We start from the raw sequence: 20,712 nt of genomic DNA on the forward strand, positions 1-20,712 counted from the left end.
ACTATAAAATATTTAAACGGATACCATTTCCAATATACTTTTAAAATTAATATTCAAGTTAAAGAGATTATACTATAAAATTTAATCAATATCTTCTTCAAATACCTCTTCATATTCTTTTATTTTAAGCTCTAAGTACTCCTGAATTTCTTCTGTAGCATCTTCTATATCCCTAATTATTGAATTTCCAAGTTTTAAATTTCTCTTATAGAAATTCATATAATATGTTCTCTGTTTTGATTTTGACTTTCTAGTAGAATAATCATCATCTGATTTATTAAATGCATTTTTAGGCATCAAATACTTATTAATACTAGTATCCAAATCACTTAGCAGTTCAGGAGTATATAAAATCGTATGATAATTTTGGAACCAATACGCTTCATCAGTATTTTGTTTTAGCTCTTCAATTTCATTCTCATCAAACTCTTTATCTTTTAAATAATATGAAATTAATATCTGATTATTCGACTTAAGAACCAAAGATTTCTCATTTTTTATTATATCATCAAACCCCATCAATTTTATAGCATAATAGAAGTATAGCTGTTCCTCATTAAAAGGCTCTTTTAGCGCTTCCTTGTATCTTATTTTAAAAAAATCTTTTACCTTTTGCTTCTCGAACCTGTCCATTTCACTAAATTTATCAATAGAATATAACATAGCCTCTGGAGAGTATTTAAATATAAAGCATAGCTGGTGGTAATCATAATTTTTAACCTGATATTCATCAAGATCTAATTCTCTAAAATATCTTGTTTTAAAAAAATTATTAATAAGGACTTTTTTTTGTTTTTCATCATTAAGATTTGAAATTCTGTAGATTATTTGATTAATAAAATACAACTTGTAAGCAAAATCTTCACTATGATACTTTTCCTTAATCTTTTCTTCCTTAATAAGTTTCTCATTACAATAAGCCATTATTTTTTTCCAGTATCTCTCTACCATATTATAACTATTAAAAGTTTCATAATTCCAAACTTCTTTTTTACCATCATTTCTTTCAAGTTCATATTTCTCTAATACATGATCAAATATTTTTATTATTTTTTCACTAGAATTCTTATTACAAAAGAAATAAAAGTCATCAGAAAAATAGGAAAATTTACATTCTATATCTGAATTATTAAGTTCTATTTCTATGTCTTTACTAATATTTTTTAAATTTAGTTCAGCAAAATATAATGATAGATAATTTCCCATCATTAAACCATTAGTGGCTCCTAAATTCATACATGTTAAAAATCGTTCATCATGATTTTCAAAGTCTAATCTGTGAGTATATATTCTGCCATAATACTCCTTTATATCGACTTTTATCAAATTATCATATATACATAATTTTTCAAAATCTTCTTCTAATTGTTTGTCATATTCTCCAGATTTAAAATCTCCAGTTTCAACATTTGCAGATAAACGTTTGTGTACCTGATCCATGCATTGAACGTCATTAAAATTTGACATATCTTTATAATATTCATAAGCTCTCATAAAATTTAAAATGTTAGGCATCTTAATTGTACGATACTTATCGCCTTGCTTTCTAACTCTAAAATTAAATGGTTTAACCCAACACAGATCCCACAGTTTAAGCTCTGATACTTTATCTGGGAACTCTAGGTTATCAATATTTAAAAAATTCTTTACTGGATTTTTAAAATTATATAAATTATTATATTTCATAGTTTCCCCCTACTTCTTATTAAGGTATATATAAAAACAAGGATACCTGTGTGATTTTCCACATAGTGCCCTTGTTTTTTTCTTTACTCTGTTTCATTTTCAGCAGATAGTAATTTTTCACTTCTTATTTCATGTAAAGTCTTTTCACTACCTTTTACTAGGGTCCATTCATAAACACTTAGAGCTGACCATCCTGTAACCTTTTCTCCCCATTGGTTAAATGATAGCTTTTGACCGTTGTACTCCACATCTTTAGTATCAATAACTGTAGCTTCTGAATTATCAAAATTCTTAATTACAACAATATCTCCAGCTTTAATAATTCCCCATTCAAATAACTTATCCATCCTTGGAAGATAAGATCTTGTAATAGGCGTGTTTCTTTTTTCTGAATACACTGGTCTTTTCTTATCACCAACTTCAACATAGAAATCTTCTAAAGCTGGTGGAGGTAATATTCTATTAATATCAATAAAATAATTATCTCCTATTTTCAACGGACTTAATTCAAAACAGCTGATATCCACATTATTGGCTATAAGCCAAGCAACTGCTGAAAGAGTTTGATTATCAAAAGAAGATGCTATAAGTATAATTCTTTGCTTAGAATTAAAGGTTTTAGCTGCATTATTCTTTTCAAGGAAATCATTCAATATTCTTGTTGCTTTTTCATAAGCAGTCAGCTCTCCTAATTCAAATTCACCTTTATATTTTTCAATATAAGAAGCAAATATTTTATCAACAAGCTCGTCTGGTGTATTTATCTTGGCATAACTTGCTGCATATCTTATAGCTTGAAACTCAAATGCTTCTTTTCTCTGTTTAATATCTTCTGCATCTCTTTTGATTTCAATTAGAACTAAATTACCATTCTCATCAACTGCAGTTAAATCACTTCTACCATTTTCTTTATTGGTAACCTGTTTCCCAACAAAAAGAAGCGTTTCATCCTGGAATATTACCTCTATATTTAAACGTAAAAATTCCTCAACTTGCTCTTCTTTTAAATTTAAACTTTTAAAATTAGTATTTGTTATATCAACATCACGTATATCTATAGATTTATTAATTTTAACAGGAATAAGTATTCTCAACACCCCCAATCAAAACTATTCGTATAGTGCCTATCATAATTATTGCCATTTATTTAGGCATTACATACATTGAAAGTTTAATTCCTTTATTTACTTCTGTAGCATAAAATTGATTCAACCCTGAAGCCCTAAATATATCTGTAGTTTTATAATTATTGTCAAGAATTACATCAGCATATTTAACCCAAATAAATGAATATTAGCAACTTGATACCCTGCCTGACACATTTCCATACTTTTTTTAGATTTTAACCAATTCATTTTCAGTCATTTTAGCAACTCAATCTCATTTAATATTTCTTTAAGAGCTTTTAACTCATCAATATTTAATGTTACACCTTTGCCCATCTTCTTATGTTCTGAGTCTCAATCTCTAATATCATATTTACTTCTTTCTCATTTCAGCTTATTAGATTTAAATCTTTCCTCCATCTCTTAGCTGATTCTGAAAGAACTCCTGTAGTTTCTTTAATTTCAAATTTAATATCCGCCATAGAACACCCTCCATTTAAACTCTTTATGTTTTATTATTGAAAAATTTTTTTCTCAAAATCATCACAAAGCTTGTTTACTAAATCATCCATTTCTTTAAAAAAGTAATCTCCAACTTTGCTACGGTTTAGTGCTCTATATCTTCTATATATTTTCCCAAAATCATCATAGATTTCTGATTCTGATACATGAGATTTTATCTTCACTATTAATCGTTGACCCTCATTAGCTTTATTAATATAATCAAAAAAATCTTTGATTTTAGCTTCGAACTCTTCAATAAGCAATCCTGTTTGAGCCTCATGCTCATTTCTTGCTGCAATTATAGCTAGGATATCGAACTGATGATTCCCATATGGTTCTTTCCCCTCCGCTATTTTGGATGGTCTCTTTTTTTCTTCTTTTGTTTCATAGGTAGTAACTTCAATTATCCCAATTTTATTATCAAAATAAACTTCTATTGGATCTTTTATATCTGCACTGCGGTTAATCATGTTGTATAAGGTGTTAAACTTGCGCCAAAAGAATAAAAAGCTTTCTTCACTATATTTTGCATCTAAGTCAATAACATATTCAATTCTATTTAGAATAGTAAAATATTGTGATGCTTTTGCTTTGGTGTCAGCAGTATGCTTGGGATTTGCATCTATATATTTTTTTAAACTACTTTCAAAATCTAGATAGCTTTCAGGGTTATCACGCTTATCATTATCTCTGTATATATTCATAAACACAGAAAAGAATTTGTCAAACGTGTCACTTTTTTTTAGTTCAACTAATAGCATGTCCAAAATATTTTTATCACTGAAAGGATCAAAATCGCTAACCACTACATCAGAAAAATGTTCAAAGGCATCTTTTATATTTTGAACATTTACATTGTTATATGAAAAATCAACAATCTTGCAGTCATTTTTATATTTTGTTGTACGATTTACTCTTGATATTGTTTGAATTGCGCTAATTCCTTTAACCTCTTTATCTAAAAAAAGAGTATGTAGCTTTTTCTCATCAAACCCTGTTTGAAGCTTGGCTACCACTATCATTAACCCATTTTTCTTTTGTGCAAAACTTTCAAGCACCTTTTCCTCGTTTAGTCCATCATTAAGACCTGCTGCGCTTTGTTCATCTTGATCACTAGTGTAAACTATATGAATTGGTGCTTCAGCATATTTTGAGTATTTAGGATCTTGAACTAAGGAATTAAAATGTTTAGTAACTGCTTCTTTATAAGCAATGGCAGCTTTAATTGAATTTACAGCTAGCATTGCCTTTCCTGTTCCACGAATTTGGCGATATACATCCTTTACTAATAAATCTGCTACATATTTTGCAATTGCATCAATGCGTTCACGATTCTCATAAATTTGCTTTTTCTGAGCATCTTTATATTCCTTTTCATTAAAACCAATTAGTGGATTATCAGGTATATCAAATAACATTTTAGATGCTATAGGCACAATATTTTTTAATGGATTTAGGATGAAGCCATCCTCTATTGCCTCTTTCATAGTATATGAATCAAATGGTCTCCATAACTTTTCACTTTCTGCATACCCACTGAATTCTCCAAACCTTGCAAGTGTATGATCATCAGGAGTAGCAGTAAAACCAATAATTAGATTTTTCTTTTTACGTTCATTAACATACTTAGCATTGTTATCAAAAGGTGCTTGTAACTCATCAAAAATACTTATCATCTCTTGGTGCTGACCGCCACTATTAGATCTATGAATTTCATCTATTAAAAACACTATACGCATTTTCGCTAGTTTTTCTAGCACTTCATTATCTAGCATCTCTCTTACTGAGCCAAACTTTTGTAGATTTACAATAACTAAACGAGTATCTAAAGACAGTGCTTCTTGAAATGTTTTTTTATTTTTAGCTTCTACATACATACGATTATCAATATTCATATTTAGCATTTTGGAATCTATTTGATCCCTAAGTTGAAGCCTGTCCACAACAATCATAATTTTATCATATACATATTCACCATCTTTTCGTAAATCCTTAAGTTGAAGTGCAGACCACCCTATAATATTTGACTTACCAAAGCCAGCTGCATATTGCATCAAAAGAGAATATACATTTTTATTATTTGAATATGCTTTGCGTTTTTCTAGTAATTCTTTCTTCTTGGCTTCTGAAACGCCAGCAAGCTGCTTTTCTAACAGTTTTTCAAAATAATCATCTTCTTGCTCATGCTCTAGGAAAACATCTATTTTTGACATAATCTTATCAGTACCAAACTTCTGCTTAGGCCTTGGTGATATTAAATAACCCTTCTCATCTTTTACTTCCTTACCATTCTTAGTCATGTAAACATCACGTTCAATAAAATTATAGTATAAAATCTCTTTTTCAATGTAAGATTTACCATATATAAATGTGAATAGTTCTTTCAACTTATCTTTCTTTTCAGCTTCTGGATTTAATAATGGGTAAGGCTTGAATGAACTCTTTACTGATTTTTCAATTTCTTCACGATCAAATTTACCACTTCTACAACTTCCCAGTATTTCATCAAAATAATCAGAGATATTTCTAATAACAAAGGTTTCACCAATATCCGTTGAAGTTATATGGATTGCCTTTTCAAAAATTTTTAAAAAGTCTTTGCGATAACTTTCTTTCTCTTTATCAGTTAGCAAAATATTAGAGTCAAAATACTGGTGGTATACCCTAACAGCTTCAAAATAGTCCTTAATAACTTTCCCCCTACCATTTTTACTAGCTGTTTGATTAGAATAATTAGACTTTAATTCACTGTAGCCTAAATAAATACCATTCACAAATAGAGCAATATCCGGTCTAAATGAAAAAATTTGCTCTCCGTTATACTTGTATTTATAGGGTAATTCTTGTACTACCGAAAAAATATTCTCATCGAATAGGTTATTTTCGTGAATAACGCTATCACCTGTATAAAATAAATTCAACTTTATACCATTTAGTGTTATAGCTTTATTGGCATTAATAAATAATGCCATATTACGGCTACTACTAATACGCTCTTTAATTAATTTAATTAAGTCGTCTAGAAGTTCTTTTTTATTTCCACCATATTTCTTAAGCAATACTTCATAAGATTTTTTATTAAGTCCAGTTTCAGATATAAACTCTTGTAAATCTTCCTCTATAATAAGTGAATTTGTTACTGTGTTTGCTTTAACTTCCCTGTATCCAAGATTATCTATAAAGTATGGTATAACAAATCTATCTTGTAAATGTACCTCTTTCATTCTAATCTCCCTTCATATTAACCTTTAATTTTCCAGTAACTGTATCATTAATTAAACTAGATCTCAATTCTTTCAATGCACTTATTTGTTGATTAATTGTTTCAATCATGCAATCAGTATATTTTATATTATCATTAATGTAATCAGTAATAACTTTTCGTTCTTCATTAGATGGAAAAGGTATTTCTACATTTTTAAAATCATTCCATTTTATTGCCATTCTAATATCAAGGATTCCTTTACCAAATGATTGCATATATTTCTGGAAGTACTTAGTTTGAAATAATCTAAACAAGTATTGTTCAAAACTTTTATCTATCGGTCTCATAACAATGTATACTGAGCTGCATACCCCTTTATATTTAGAGAGTCCAAAGCTACCTATTCCGAAATTCATACTATTTATAACTAAATCTCCCGGATATACAATTTTACACTTACTAATATCTTCTGGTTTTTTATTGCCTACGTTCCCTTTTTCTTCATATGGGATTACTCCAACACCAGAAACTAATGAAAGATATTGATTTATTTCATTATCACTATTTTTATCATTTATATTATTAACTAATGTACGAAGTGGAACCACCTCCCAATGATTTGGAATTTTATCAACCCATTCTAATCCACTAGTTTTCATACTTGCTGTTTTATCTAAACCATGCGTTACTGCTTCAAAAATTAATACCTGCTCTAATTCTTTATATAATTCCACTTTCTTAACTAGAGTTTCTATTTGATTATCTATATTTTGGGTTGCATAATCAAGGTAATCGGCTATATTCTTTTGCTCTTCCACGGGAGGATATACGATTTGCCATCCCTTAATTGCACCTTGAGATATCTTCACCATAGAATTATTTAATCCTCTGGCTGAAACTGTTTTTACCCATCTAAAAGATGCACTAGAAAGAAAATAATTTAAATATTTTGCATCCATTATTTGGGTGTTTATTTTCATATTATAAATTAAATCCGAATACATTAATTCTAATCTGGGCTCATCTGCAACTAAACAACACTCTCCAACTAACATAGGTGTATTAGATCTTGTCATCAGCAAGTCGCCTTTTTTTACTATATAATTCATTTTAACTTCTTCATATTCTGGTAAAGCCTTATGATTTAATTCATAGTATATTCCATTACTTATAGCTGATAATTTTAAAACGCCATACTCATTTTCACCGACATTTCTATTTTCAGCAATTGGACTCCATCCCTGATCAATATTATTTATCACATCTTTTATCCGAATCAATGACCAGTGAGATGGAATTTCATCTAAGTAATCAAGATTGCATTTTATATATGAATTATATTGATTTAATACAATATTAATCATTATATAAACCTCTCTTCCATTGCTTGTAGTTTACCTTCTAACTCTTTTATTTCATTAATAATGTCAAGTAAGCTTCTTTGAGGTTGAAGTTTAAAAAATATCTTATTAAAATTAACTTCTACTCCTATGCTATTTTCAAGCAACACATATGGTCTTGTGATGTACTTTAACATAAATTCTTCAATTAATTTTTGATTTTCTATTTCATCTTTACTAAACGGAATTATTTCATAATCCTTTTCATAATCTGGAAGAATCTCTACTATTATTTCTATACGTTCCCCTTGAGATTTAGTTGCTTTTTTTAATGAAGCTTTAATACTTATTTTACCATATCCAAGCATTTCACACTTACCCTTACGTTCTTTTGCTATGGTATAATTGTCATTGTCAAACCAATACTCAGAATTCTCAGTAATAATTCTCAAAGAATTATTCTTATTATCTATTGAATCAATAAAAGGTTTTATATCCTTTTCGTATCTATCTTCCAAAGAACTGTGCAATTCACTATCAAAGGTGTTAATAATAAATTGTGTTATTTCACTTTGTTCATAAATTATCTTTGTAGGCGTAATTTTAATACTCTTTTTCCCTTTTGGTAAGCTTTCCTCTAAGCTCTTACCAAATTTATCTACATTTGTAATGACAATCATTTGTTTATTAAAATAGAATTTCTCTTTGTCAAAAACTTTTGCGTATTCATTGTTCGTATACTCTGTTAGAGTTTTTACAATTTCTAATCTATTTTCTTGATCAATTTGTTTTCTTTTAGATCCCTTACTTTTATTTAATAATGTAAACTTTTCACTAGCATTAATTAACATAACTCTTCCTATTTGATCTTTTTTCTTGTTTTTGTTAATAATCCACAAATAAGTATATATATTAGTATTAAAAAACTCATCTGTAGGTAACTGAATAATTGCCTCTACTATATCACAATCAAGCATCCACTTACGTATATTACTTTCTGCTGATCCAGCTTCTCCAGTAAATAGAGTAGATCCGTTATGTACAACCACCCCTATGCCATTTGAATCTAATTTAGATATGAGATGTTGCATAAATAAAAGCTGGCCATCAGAAACGGATGGAAGAAATTTAAACCTACCAGTTTTATCATTCTCTATATCCTTTTGATACCCTTTCCAACTTACTCCATATGGTGGATTTGCTATGACTACATCAAATTCTTCATTATAAAATTTATCATTAACTAATGTATTTCCATGCTCTATTTTTGAATCTGGTCTGAATCTACTTTCAATCTTAGCAAGAGCATATAAGGCATCATTCCAATCTTGCCCAAATGTTTGAGTTAGTCGTTTAAACTTCTGGTTTATACGGTCTTCCACTCCAAATAGTAAATTACCACCTCCACATGTACAGTCATATATCTTAAGTAATTTATCTGACTCTTCTATTTTAGAAGCAATTATTTCTGAAATTAGAGCTATAACATCATCTGGAGTGTATTGCTCTCCTGCTGTTTCAGCAGATATATCTGCCCATTTACGTTTTATATGCTCTTCTAAAGTTGTTATTTCTGAGTTGTTATATGGCTTAAGATCAATTTCAGCCCATAATTTGGTGTAACCAAGAAGTACTTTCTTAGCATTAAGCTTTGTTATAACCCCTTTGATATCAAGAAATTTCTCTCCTTCACTAGCTTCAACGCCAAGTAAATCTTTTGTCTCACCATCAAATCCATTAAGATAAGCATCAAAATCAATCGCAAAAGACTTATCATTTTTACATATATCGCCTAATGTTTTATTTTGTTCAAAGATATATTTGTTATAGCCCTGCCCCTTATCTTTTATCATTTCATAAAGATCTTCCTTATTAATGTCTGCTAGAGCTTCCTCTCCTATTTCATTTATTTCTTCTTCTAACATTCTAATCAGACGACTTTCTATCATGGTTAATGCAAAAAACGGCATCATGAACGATGGCCATTCTGATTCCTTAATGCCACAGCCCCTCAACAAGTCAGCTGTAGCCCATATTTTAGATTCATATTGAAGTATATCCATATATTTTAACTCCCTCATATTGTTAATTTCATTTAACTACATAAAAATAATTGCATCAGCAAAAGCAATGCAATTATATTATAAACCTTATTTTTCTATTTTTCTATAAACTTCACCATTTAACTGTTTCCTAACCTTGTATTAGACAACATATAAATATTATCCTATTTCTAAACCTTAGTACTTTCAATATATTTAAATGTGTTTCCTTTGTAGCTTAACTACCGTTTCCACGTGTGGAGTATTAGGAAACATATCCACTTGCCCACCTCTAAACCCCAAACAACCCAAACACATCCCCATCATCAATCACTCTCTCGCTCTTCCTATCAGCATTCTTAAGCATATTTCTCATTTTCTCTTCCATGGATTTTCTAAGTAGTTCTTGGAAGTCAATGTTTCTCAATGTGAAGAATAATACAGGTTCTGAGTCTAATCTGTTTCCTATTCCATATAGTACTGCTGCTACGTGTTTACACATCCAGGCTGAGTCTGGACAGCTGCAGCTGAAATGAATTTCTTTTGGGTTGGGGAAGAGTCCATTTTTTGAGGCACTGAAGATTTCCTCTAATTCCTTTGGGAAGCTGCCTGCAAGTAGGGCTTCTAGGGTGTCTATCTTTTGATTGCATAAAGCGCGGATATTTTCCCACTTTGCTTTATCTAATGCATCTATGGTTATTGTAACTTTATATGGATTGGAGCCGCTGCCTTGGACTATGGCTTCTGCTTTACCTTCTGTGAGTTTTAAGTCTAATACGGCGCCGCTTTTTACGTAGGTTCTTCCTCTGGATATTCTGTTGCTATAATCTGCATAGCTTTCTAGATTTTTATTCCAAGCCTTGCCCCACCATTTAGTTGCAATGTTTTTTCCTTCTATAATTACTGGTGATATATCAGGATTTTCTTTACTAAGCTTTTCTAGGGCTTTTTTTGCTTTTGCTTTACTTTCCGCTGCTGAAACTTTTTTATTAGGATTATAATACCACATCTATTTTCCACCACCTAGTTTGAATAGTTCCATTAATTCTCTGTTGTCTAGCTCTGTAATCCAATTTTCGCCTGTGGCTCCTATTATGTCTCCTGCTAGTTTTTGCTTTTCTTCTAGCATCTGATCTATTTTTTCTTCTATGGAGCCAGTGGTTATAAATTTATGTACCATTACATTCTTTGTTTGGCCTATACGGAAGGCTCTGTCTGTGGCTTGATTTTCTATGGCTGGATTCCACCATCTATCAAAGTGAACTACATGATTAGCTGAAGTAAGGTTTAGTCCAACTCCTCCTGCTTTTAGTGATAGCACCATGTAAGGAATGTATTCTTCACCGTTGAACTTATCTACCATTTCACTTCTTTTCTTTACGGATGTTTCTCCATGAAGTACTAGACCTTTCTTATTAAATATTGTCTCTAAAAAGTCTGCTAAAGGTTCTGTAAGTTCTTTAAATTGTGTAAATACAAGTACTCTTTCTCTCTTCTCATAGATGTTTTCACAAATAGTTTTAAGCTGCTCAAACTTTCCGCTATTATCTGTCTTATATTCCTTTAAACCTAGATATTGATCAGGATGATTACATATTTGCTTGAACTTCATTATGCTTGCTAAAACTAGACCTTTTCTCTCAATGCCTTCAGAGTTATTAAGTTTTGCCTCAAGCTCTTTTACTAGTTTATTGTAAAGTACTACTTGCTTTTTGCTCAAAGTTGCATATTCTTTAAGTTCAACCTTTTCTGGTAGGTCAGATATCACTGTCTTATCTGTTTTTAATCTTCTTAGAATGAATGGATTTACCATGTTTCTAAGCTTCGCATAACCATTACTGCTATGGTTTATATCTTTTACAAAGCTCGTAAATTCCTTAGTGCTTCCAAGTAAACCTGGATCTAAAAAGTCAAATAAAGACCAAAGATCTGAAAGTCTATTTTCAATAGGTGTGCCAGTCATGGCTATCTTAGTTTTCGCTTGGATCTGCTTAATACTTCTAGTTTGCTTAGTACCAGGATTTTTAATTGCTTGTGCTTCGTCAAGTATCAATATATCCCAAAGCTTCTCCTTTAGCTCTTCCATTCTAGCTGCCATACCATAGGTGGTAATATATAAAAAGCCGTCTTCTAGAGTTAGGCTTTCACTGGCTTCTTTTCCATGGAGTATAACCACTGGCATTTCCGGAGCAAACTTTTCGGTTTCCTTTTGCCAGTTACCTATTAGTGAAGCAGGAAGTATTAAAAGTGCCTTTCCACCTTTTTCTACTCTCAGTTTTTCTAAGAAGGCAATAATCTGAACAGTTTTACCAAGTCCCATATCATCTGCTAGACATGCGCCAAAGCCAAGGCTCTGCATGTAAGAAAGCCAATTAAAGCCTATATATTGATATGGTCTTAGTTTTGCCTTAAAGCTTTGAGCAGGCTTTACTTCCTTTATAACCTTTGGATCTAGCATAGCTTCCTTAACTCTTTTAAACCAAGCTCCATTGGTTACATCAAAAGCAACTTTCTCTTCATCTATTCCAAGACTTTCAGGCCCTTTAAGCTCCATTCGCATTGCTTCTGCGATTGTTAAGCCTTGTTTCTTAGATAAGTTCTCCGCTTTCTCATATGCTTCTAGGGCTTGTGATAACTTAATTTTATCTACTTCAATCCACTTTCCCTTAATCAGTGTTAAGCCTTCCTCCTCTAATAGAAGTTTCTTTAACTCCTCTTTAGATAGCTTTTCATCTCCAAGGAATATTTCTGGATTAAAGGATAGAAGAGCATCCATTCCAACCATTGAAGGCTCTTTTTCTCCGACAGAAACTGAAAGTCTTACAGAATTACTTTTATTTTTCCACCAGTTTGGTATCCTGCACATTATTCCTGCTTCTTCATAGGTATGAATTTCTCTTAAAAATCTATAAGCTTCACTTTTAGTCAGTCTTAATGGGGAAAATAGCTCACCGCTTTCCATAAGCTCTGATATAAAGTCACTTCTCTCAGCTGCTTTGCTTATAGTAGACATCAATTGTAAAAGCTTTTCCTTATCCTCCTTATATTCTAAAAGTGCATTTTTTAGAGGCATATGCTTGGCTTTTTTTATACCTTTCTCTTTGTCCTCTGTAGAATAGGTAGCCAAGAATGCAAAAGGATGTTTATCTTCTTTATTTTCTACAAGATGAAAAAACACCCTTCCAACTACATTGATATTGCTGTTTCTTTCAAGAAAAAATGCATTGACACTTCCTTGATAGCTTAATATTTCTCTTCTATATACCTCAGCAATTTTTTCAAAGTTAGCTTTTATCCACTGATTATTTATAAACTCAGATCCTATAGAAAATGGAAGTTTCTTACTTATAGCTTCAAGTTCTTCTATGGATAGATTAAGGTCAGCATTTTCTCTTGTAAACTCTATGTCCGATTGCTTAGAAAGCTTAGCAATTAATCCTTCTGATATGTAATTTAAAAAGCTTAGGGATTGAGACATCCAATATTTTTTACTCTCAAAGCCCAAGTCCCATAAGGCTTTATATTTATCTTCCAAAAATCTTTCATACCATTCTTCTTGAATTTTTATATCTTCTTCTGAAGTAGCTGGACTAGCTAAGGCTTGAAAGTCTAAAATGAAACTTTTCTCGTTGAATATAGCAATTAGTTCTTTACTATCTTTAATTCCTTGCTTCAAGGATTGTCCTCCTACCACTTACATATTTTATTGCAGAGTTTTTAGCTAAAACATTAAATTATACATGTCCTAGAATCCATAATCCACTGTATTTTCGAATAGCTGTAAAATAAATTTATATAATAGGAACTCTTTATATAGGTATCAAACTTCAACTATTAGTTTATATATGCCAGATAATACCTAGACCACGGGATTATTATATCTCCAGAAGCCAGTATAATTTAAGTTTTCATAAAGTTTCCCTATAATATTATAACCAATACTTTTTTAATATATCATATTTAGCAATCTTTGTATTGAAGTTATCGTTAAGTTTGTTTTTCCTTTCTATAATTATATACCAAGTTCTAAACCCGCATTTTTCCTATAAATTCTTATATTGTTATATTCTTTTCTTGTTAAAAACTTAAATTTAAAAGAAGTTATATTTATAAAAATATAACTTCTCTAATGGTTAATTAGTATGCTTTTTTATAGGCAATTAGTGATAAAAATCCTTCACCAAAGTAAAACCAATTTAAAAGTATCTCATTTGTAAGTTATGTAGAATATACTTGATGCATATAATCCTAGTAGTATTATTAATCCATATATTGCACTTGCCTCATTTTTAAAAATGCATAAATCTAATCTTACTCGTCATCCTCTACAAATTGAAAAACTTCTTCTACTGACTTTCCAAAAACCTTGGCAATATCCATACCTAATTTTAAGGATGGGTTATATCGTTCGTTTTCTAAATGTCCTATAGTTTCTCTTCTTACACCTACTAGCTTAGCTAATTCTTCCTGTTTCATATTAAACTCTCTGCGCAGTTCATGAATTTTAGTTTTTAATTTCGCCATTTCTAAGCACCAGCCTTTTCATAAACGATAAACAAGATATATTGGATTATATTAATACCTCCTAGTAAAAATGGCATTATTCTTTTTAAATCAATGTTCCATGTACCTTTGAAACTAACCAATAACGTACAAATTAGAATTGCTAATATTAATATATCGTATATATCTGATTTGGCCCTATCCTTGTTGTGTCTGGATCGTTCATCATCTTGCTCTGTTTTTACAAAGATAGATAGCAAAATTGAAATTATACCTAACAGGAAAAAAACAATTGCCAACAAAGTTACAATTTTATTGGGCTTAAAAACCTGTAAAAAACCTATTACTATCCATATGAGCCCTAAAAAACCATTACTTAATGTGGCCTTTTCTTTGACAGTTAGTACTTTATTCATATTATCACTCCTTGTTATATAATTCTAACTTATGTTATATATTTATAACCTATGTTAGAATTATATAACTTCTGCATTTTTTTGTCAATAATCATATAGTATCAAATACTAAAGGCTTTTCTTCTATATATTTATCTGCACTATATGCTGCTAAAACATATCTTTTATCCTTTAAATGAAAATGAGTCAATATGATAATAATCGTATTGACCCTATACTTTATAATATTTATTAATTTATAAATAACTCATAAGTCATATTGCTAGCTTAAACTATCACTTTTAGTTAATGATAATATTGCATTTTAATCAAGTTCATGCAAAGAAAAGTTGATAATTAGTGATGCTAGATACTTTCTTTCCCAATTCTGTGGATCAGAAAGTGCAAATCTTGTTGCTCCTTCTGCCAACATTAATAGACCAAGAACTAAGCAAGATAAAGCCACTTCTCTCTGCCGCTTTGATTATAATTGTAAAAGCTTTTCCTTCTTAAAACTAACTAGTTATATAGCTACAATCTTTATTGATGCTAGCTTGCTACTACTTGATTGTTATTTAGTTTATTGTTTTTTAGTTTATTGTTAAAAATAATATATAGGACTACTCCAGTTAAAAAGGTAATTATTTCTGTAATGGTCATGGACCATATAACACCATGCAAGCCAAAGAATTTATTCATTACTATTATAACAGGAATAAAAAGAATTCCTTGTGTGATTGACATAATTGTTGATGGTGTTCCTTGACCTGATGCCTGAAAGATTCCTATAAACAATGTTGTAAATCCATTGAAGAGTGCGGATATAAGCATGGCAGCCATGATATAAACTCCAACGCTTAATACTGCTGCATCATTAGAAAACAGATGAATAATTACGTTTCTAAAAATATAAACTATGGTAACAACTCCGCCTGATAATCCCAAGATCCATAAAGCTGATTGTTTTATACTGTCTTTTAATCTCTTATAGTTTTCATTAGAAAAATTATATGCAATTAGAGGTATAATTCCTAGCGCTAACCCCATTGCAAGAAATTCAGGTACTTGTACGATTCTTAAAGCAATTCCAAAACTAGCTACTACACTTTCTCCATATCTAATTGAATAATTATTCAAAAGAAGAGTTGTAACAATTAGAAATCCAGCTAAAAACAATTCAGAAACCCCAATTTTGTATATCTCTAGTTTATCTTTAAGAGAAATATTAAAATTCTTAATAAATCCTTTTAAATTATCACTTTTTGTTTCCAAGTAGTAAACATAGTAAGAGGATGAAGCTATGTTAGCTAAAATCATTGATAATGCTACTCCAACAACATTAAATTTAAATACTAGTATAAGTAATGGATCGAAGATAAGACTAAAAACTGTACTTACAACCATTCCGTACATTGATTCTTTTGATGCTCCTTCGGCTCTTACAACTTGTTCCAATGCAAAGTTCATTATAATTGCAAAACCACCAATAAACATAGTTAAAGAATATCTTTTTGTATAATTAATAATAGCAGATGTATCTGCCCCCATAATCTTAACAATAGGAGTAATTGCTAGTATTAGGATTAACCCGAGCAATATTCCTATGATAATACTACTATAAAAAGTATATCCTGCTACCTTCCTAGCTTTCTCTGTATCTTGTTTTGCAACAAGACGAGTTATAAAGGTTCCGCCTCCGGCTCCTAACATATTTCCAAAAGCCATCAGTATAGTGAAGATTGGTAGTCCTAAAGTAATAGCAGTTAACATATCAGTATTTTTTAGTAATCCAATAAAAAAAGCATTAATAACGTTATATACTGTACCTACTGACATACCTATCATCATGGGAATAGACAAATGCGCAATCGCATTAGTAATTGGTGCATCTTCTAAATAATATTCGTTTGAAAATTTTTGTTTCATATTTTCATCCTCCGTAATAATTATTCTTAGAATTCATATACTTAGAATTCTAAGTGTTTAGGTATAAGTTATTATATTAATAACTTATAAATTTCTATCTACTTTCAATAGTAAAGCTAACAAGGCCTCTTTTTCTTGTTCAGTTAAGCTTGCAATAATATTTTCTTCTGTCTCAGTCACTGATTTATCAAACTCTTCTATCAATTCAGCACCTTTGGGCAATACATATATATATTTTTGTCTCTCATTCTCTTTAGGTATTCTTCTTTCTATATACCCTTTTTTCTCTAACCCTTTAAGCATACTTGTAATGCTTGCTTCTGTGCGTTGAAAGGCTACTGCCAAATCTTTTTGAATAATACCACTGTCCTGATGTTCATAAATATATCCTATTATACGTCCTTGTTGAGAATTCAACCCTAACTTTCTTACTTTTTCATCAGAACTGAGTTTCATTTTTATCGCAATACTTCTTATTAATTGTGAATATGGTGTTTGCATAGAGTATGTAGAATCAGCCATTCAATTTCCTCCTGAAATTCACTTAGAATTCTAACTATTTATAGTTTAACAATTAGATTATAAAGTGTCAATGTTAAATTTTATATTTATAATATTTCTTTCATTAAGTAATATCATATTTTGAGCACTACTCTTTAACAAAGTCAAATTTAGGGATAAGTCCTTGGATTTTCACCAACAGGTATTTATTCAACTTTGATTGGCTCATAATACTGAATAACTCTCAGACAAAACCCCTTTCAAACACTAAGTTCATAAGGGGTTTTACCTATTATTATTATTTACTTAGTAAAGTATCTGCTTAATAATCTCTCATAGTACATTTACATCAGTATGAAATCATATAAGCTCAAAGTGCTTAAATTCATCCTCCTCAGTTCCTAGTTCTTGTGTTGCTTTCGTTACCTAATCAAGATACTTTGCCAATAAAATATACCTAAATTTTTTGTACAAAAACTATAACAACTGATTGAGCTTGCTTTCAGGCTCTTCACCCTTCTCTACGCGTTTTATATTGTTCACGAAGAAATCATATCTTTTTTTGTGAAATTTGACACCTTCAGGCATTCCAGCAGTATGCGGGGTGAGTATAACATTGCTGAGATTCCTTAGCTCACTGTCAATAGGAAGAGGTTCAGTTTCAAAAACATCCAGGCAAGCGCCTAAAATATCCTTGTTTATCAATGCATCCGTCAAATCTCTTTCATTGACAATCCCGCCTCGGGCTGTATTGATGAAAAGAGCTGTATTCTTCATTTTCTTAAATACTTCTTTGTTGATCAGCTGTTTGGTCTGCTGATTCAAGGATACATGTACGCTCACTATATCCGATGTGCTTACAAGAGTATCGAAATCCGTTATTTTCACAAAACCGTCAGACTGTACACCGGCGTTTCTAGCATAAGCCAGCACTTTCATATCAAAAACTCTGCAAAACTCAGCTAATTTCCTACCGACAGCGCCAAAGCCGATAATACCAATAGTTTTGCCACTTAATTCACTTCCCGTATAATTCAATTTATTTTCATCCATCCTATTTTTCATGAAAGCATCAAGAAAAGGTATGTTTTTATAATAAGACAATATTAGCGCCATTACGTGCTCTGCCACTGCCTGTGCATTTACTCCAGTAGCATTGGCAACCCAAATTCCTAACTTCGTGCAGGCATCAATATCAACATTATCAAATCCTGCTCCCGTCTGTACCAACTTTAACTTTTTTGCCATAGAAAGCAGATCGCTGTCCACTTTAATATGTTCAGGTACCATTATGTCACAATCTTTAATGTGATGTAGCATTTCTTTTCCTGGTGGAACAATTACAACGTCCCATTCTTCTGGGAAGTACTTTATAATATTTGATTTTGAATTCTCTGTAAAATAGCCGACTATAAGTATCTTCATTCCTTAACCACCTTTCATGCTATATACCATAATTCGAAATTTTTTCTTTCTTTTATAGTAAATATTGTATAGCAGATTTTTAATTTTATCAAAATTTTATGTAACTTTTTCTGAGGCTTTACATAATTAAATGGTTAAAATAGATTTTTTACCTCTTTAATCCATATTAAAAAGGATGTTTATCTTACTTATATTCTACAAGTTGTAAGAACATCCTTCCGACTACATTTCACAGTGATTTTTGTTTCAATCTATTCTTAGTCCCTTCACTTTAGGGCTACTTTTGTTTCAAGCTAAAGTACTACTTATTTATCTTAAAAATATATTTAAAAAATAAACCCTCTAACTATAAGAAGCTATAGTCAGAAGATTTATATTTAATTATATTTAAAAAATTCATTAGTAATTAATAAACATACTTTTGCAAACCCTATAAAAATTCACCATTTCGCTTATCTTCGCTTAGGTTAAAAAGCTATGTTAACTTGTTTCTAGTAAGCTTTTTCTTCTAATTCCAAGCCATAAGGCAATTCCTATCATACATGATAGTCCTTCTGTAGCTGTCATTGCCCAGATAACCCCATTAACAGCGAATATTAAGTTACCTACAATCAAAATAGGAATAAATAAAACACCTCTGGCAGCAGCCATAACGTTTGATTGTATACCAGCTCCTTGGGCTTGGAAGATTCCAGTGAAAAATTCACATAAGGCAGCAAATACAGTTGATGAAAGTTGAGCTATAAGAGTAATTTCTCCAATGGCAATAACCTGCGGGTCAATACTGAAAAGGCCAATAATCTGTAACCTGAATACTAATATAACTGCTCCTATAGCTAATGTTAAAGCCAAGATATACAATATGGCTTTTCTAACAATCTCCATGAGACGCTTTTTATTATTAGCAGAGTAAGCAAATGCAATTAGTGGTACAACTCCCATTGCAAAGCCCATACCAATACAATCTACAATTTGAACAACTCTTTGTGCAACTCCAAATCCAGCCACAACATTATCTCCATAAAGCATGGAATAATTATTGAAAAGAAGCCCTATAATTACCATAAATCCACTAAGTAATAATGCTGAAACTCCAACCTTAAAGATTTCACCATAAATTTTTATACTTGGTTTAAAGTACTTAATTGATAAACTCTGAACAGTACTCTTCTTTTGCAGATAATATATAAAATACAAAATGGAGAATGTATTACCACAAACAGAGGCTAAGGCTGATCCCATAACATTCAGATTAAGTACGAAAATGAATATAGGATTAAGTATTATATTAATTATAATACCGCCTATAGTACCAGTCATAGAAACAGTGGATGCACCCTCCGCACGTACAGCTGATTCAAGTGCCATATTAACAATAATAATTGGTGCACCAATAACAAGTATCATGACAAAATTTCTTGTATGTTGTAAGGTTTCACCACTTGCTCCTAAAATCCGCAAAATAGAAGATAATAAAGGAATACATATAATCATAAAAACAATACCCATAAGCATTGATGACCAAAAGTTAATTGAACTAACTTTTTTGGTATCCTCTTTATTACCCTCACCTAAAAGTCTAGATATATATGTTCCTGAACCTACTCCAAACATTTGTCCAAGTGCCATTAATACTGATGAAAATGGCAATGCCAGCATCACAGCTGCCATCATTGCAGTGTTATTAAGCTTACCTATAAAAAAAGCATCGATGATATTATAGACAACTGAAGTGATACTACTTAGTATCATAGGAATAGCCATGTGTATTATTGCTTTTGTAACAGGTGCCTTTTCAAGATAGTAAAGTGATTTTGCATCTATATTTTCTGTGTTTTCCATATAAAAAACTCCTTTCGTATTGTATTAAGTAATAAAACTCGCCTTAACAATAATATTGCTTCTACAAAAAATAGTATACGTGCACAATTTAAACTGTACTTAAATTGAATGTAAACGCAATGTAAACGAAAGGAAAAAACAATTTCTTTTTATTGCTGCTTATAGACTTCCAGGTGGTATTGCCGTTACATAAAATCTACTAAAATCTAATATTTAGAGATTTATTCCTTATTCAAC

At 30.7% G+C, this 20,712-nt stretch carries 13 protein-coding genes and 1 pseudogene; all 14 read right to left on the reverse strand.

Translation table 11 applies throughout. The features are described 5' to 3' along the window. Nucleotides 1–81: 81 nt before the first annotated feature. Nucleotides 82–1,686, reverse strand: coding sequence for a hypothetical protein (locus tag GXK57_RS08030; RefSeq protein ID WP_160674100.1), 1,605 nt, complete (start codon nucleotides 1,684–1,686; stop codon nucleotides 82–84). Nucleotides 1,687–1,769: 83 nt separating this feature from the next. Beyond that, nucleotides 1,770–2,780, reverse strand: coding sequence for a hypothetical protein (locus GXK57_RS08035; RefSeq protein ID WP_243156389.1), 1,011 nt, complete (start codon nucleotides 2,778–2,780; stop codon nucleotides 1,770–1,772). A gap of 267 nt (nucleotides 2,781–3,047) precedes the next feature. Then, nucleotides 3,048–3,274 (reverse strand): annotated as a pseudogene (locus GXK57_RS08040) (PC4/YdbC family ssDNA-binding protein). 33 nt (nucleotides 3,275–3,307) lie between these two features. Then, a complete protein-coding gene (locus GXK57_RS08045) occupies nucleotides 3,308–6,520 on the reverse strand; it encodes a DEAD/DEAH box helicase family protein (RefSeq protein ID WP_160674103.1) in 3,213 nt (1,070 codons plus the stop codon). A 1-nt stretch (nucleotide 6,521) separates the two neighbouring features. After that, the gene (locus tag GXK57_RS08050; protein ID WP_160674106.1) at nucleotides 6,522–7,865 is read right to left on the reverse strand and encodes a restriction endonuclease subunit S; all 1,344 of its coding nucleotides are present in this window, start codon (nucleotides 7,863–7,865) and stop codon (nucleotides 6,522–6,524) included. Continuing rightward, nucleotides 7,865–9,904, reverse strand: coding sequence for an N-6 DNA methylase (locus GXK57_RS08055; protein ID WP_160674109.1), 2,040 nt, complete (start codon nucleotides 9,902–9,904; stop codon nucleotides 7,865–7,867). Before GXK57_RS08055 ends, GXK57_RS08050 begins: the two co-directional genes overlap by 1 nt. Before the next feature lie 271 nt (nucleotides 9,905–10,175). Beyond that, nucleotides 10,176–10,892: an SWIM zinc finger family protein gene (locus tag GXK57_RS08060; protein WP_160674112.1), complete on the reverse strand. Its 717-nt coding sequence runs from the start codon at nucleotides 10,890–10,892 to the stop codon at nucleotides 10,176–10,178. Continuing rightward, nucleotides 10,893–13,559, reverse strand: coding sequence for a DEAD/DEAH box helicase (locus tag GXK57_RS08065; RefSeq protein ID WP_243156390.1), 2,667 nt, complete (start codon nucleotides 13,557–13,559; stop codon nucleotides 10,893–10,895). A gap of 635 nt (nucleotides 13,560–14,194) precedes the next feature. Continuing rightward, complete coding sequence (locus GXK57_RS08070; RefSeq protein ID WP_160674115.1) at nucleotides 14,195–14,407, reverse strand: helix-turn-helix transcriptional regulator; 213 nt, start codon at nucleotides 14,405–14,407, stop codon at nucleotides 14,195–14,197. Between the two features lie 2 nt (nucleotides 14,408–14,409). Beyond that, a complete protein-coding gene (locus tag GXK57_RS08075; RefSeq protein ID WP_160674118.1) occupies nucleotides 14,410–14,802 on the reverse strand; it encodes a hypothetical protein in 393 nt (130 codons plus the stop codon). Nucleotides 14,803–15,330: 528 nt separating this feature from the next. Then, nucleotides 15,331–16,707, reverse strand: a complete 1,377-nt coding sequence (locus GXK57_RS08080; RefSeq protein ID WP_160674121.1) for an MATE family efflux transporter — start codon at nucleotides 16,705–16,707, stop codon at nucleotides 15,331–15,333. An 84-nt stretch (nucleotides 16,708–16,791) separates the two neighbouring features. After that, nucleotides 16,792–17,229: a MarR family transcriptional regulator gene (locus tag GXK57_RS08085; RefSeq protein ID WP_160674124.1), complete on the reverse strand. Its 438-nt coding sequence runs from the start codon at nucleotides 17,227–17,229 to the stop codon at nucleotides 16,792–16,794. A 456-nt stretch (nucleotides 17,230–17,685) separates the two neighbouring features. Next, complete coding sequence (locus tag GXK57_RS08090; protein ID WP_160674127.1) at nucleotides 17,686–18,633, reverse strand: hydroxyacid dehydrogenase; 948 nt, start codon at nucleotides 18,631–18,633, stop codon at nucleotides 17,686–17,688. A 480-nt stretch (nucleotides 18,634–19,113) separates the two neighbouring features. Further along, nucleotides 19,114–20,475, reverse strand: a complete 1,362-nt coding sequence (locus tag GXK57_RS08095) for an MATE family efflux transporter (RefSeq protein WP_160674130.1) — start codon at nucleotides 20,473–20,475, stop codon at nucleotides 19,114–19,116. Between the last annotated feature and the right edge of the window lie 237 nt (nucleotides 20,476–20,712).

It is taken from the genome of Clostridium sp. C8-1-8 (assembly GCF_009928445.1).
Taxonomy (GTDB): domain Bacteria; phylum Bacillota; class Clostridia; order Clostridiales; family Clostridiaceae; genus Clostridium_AR.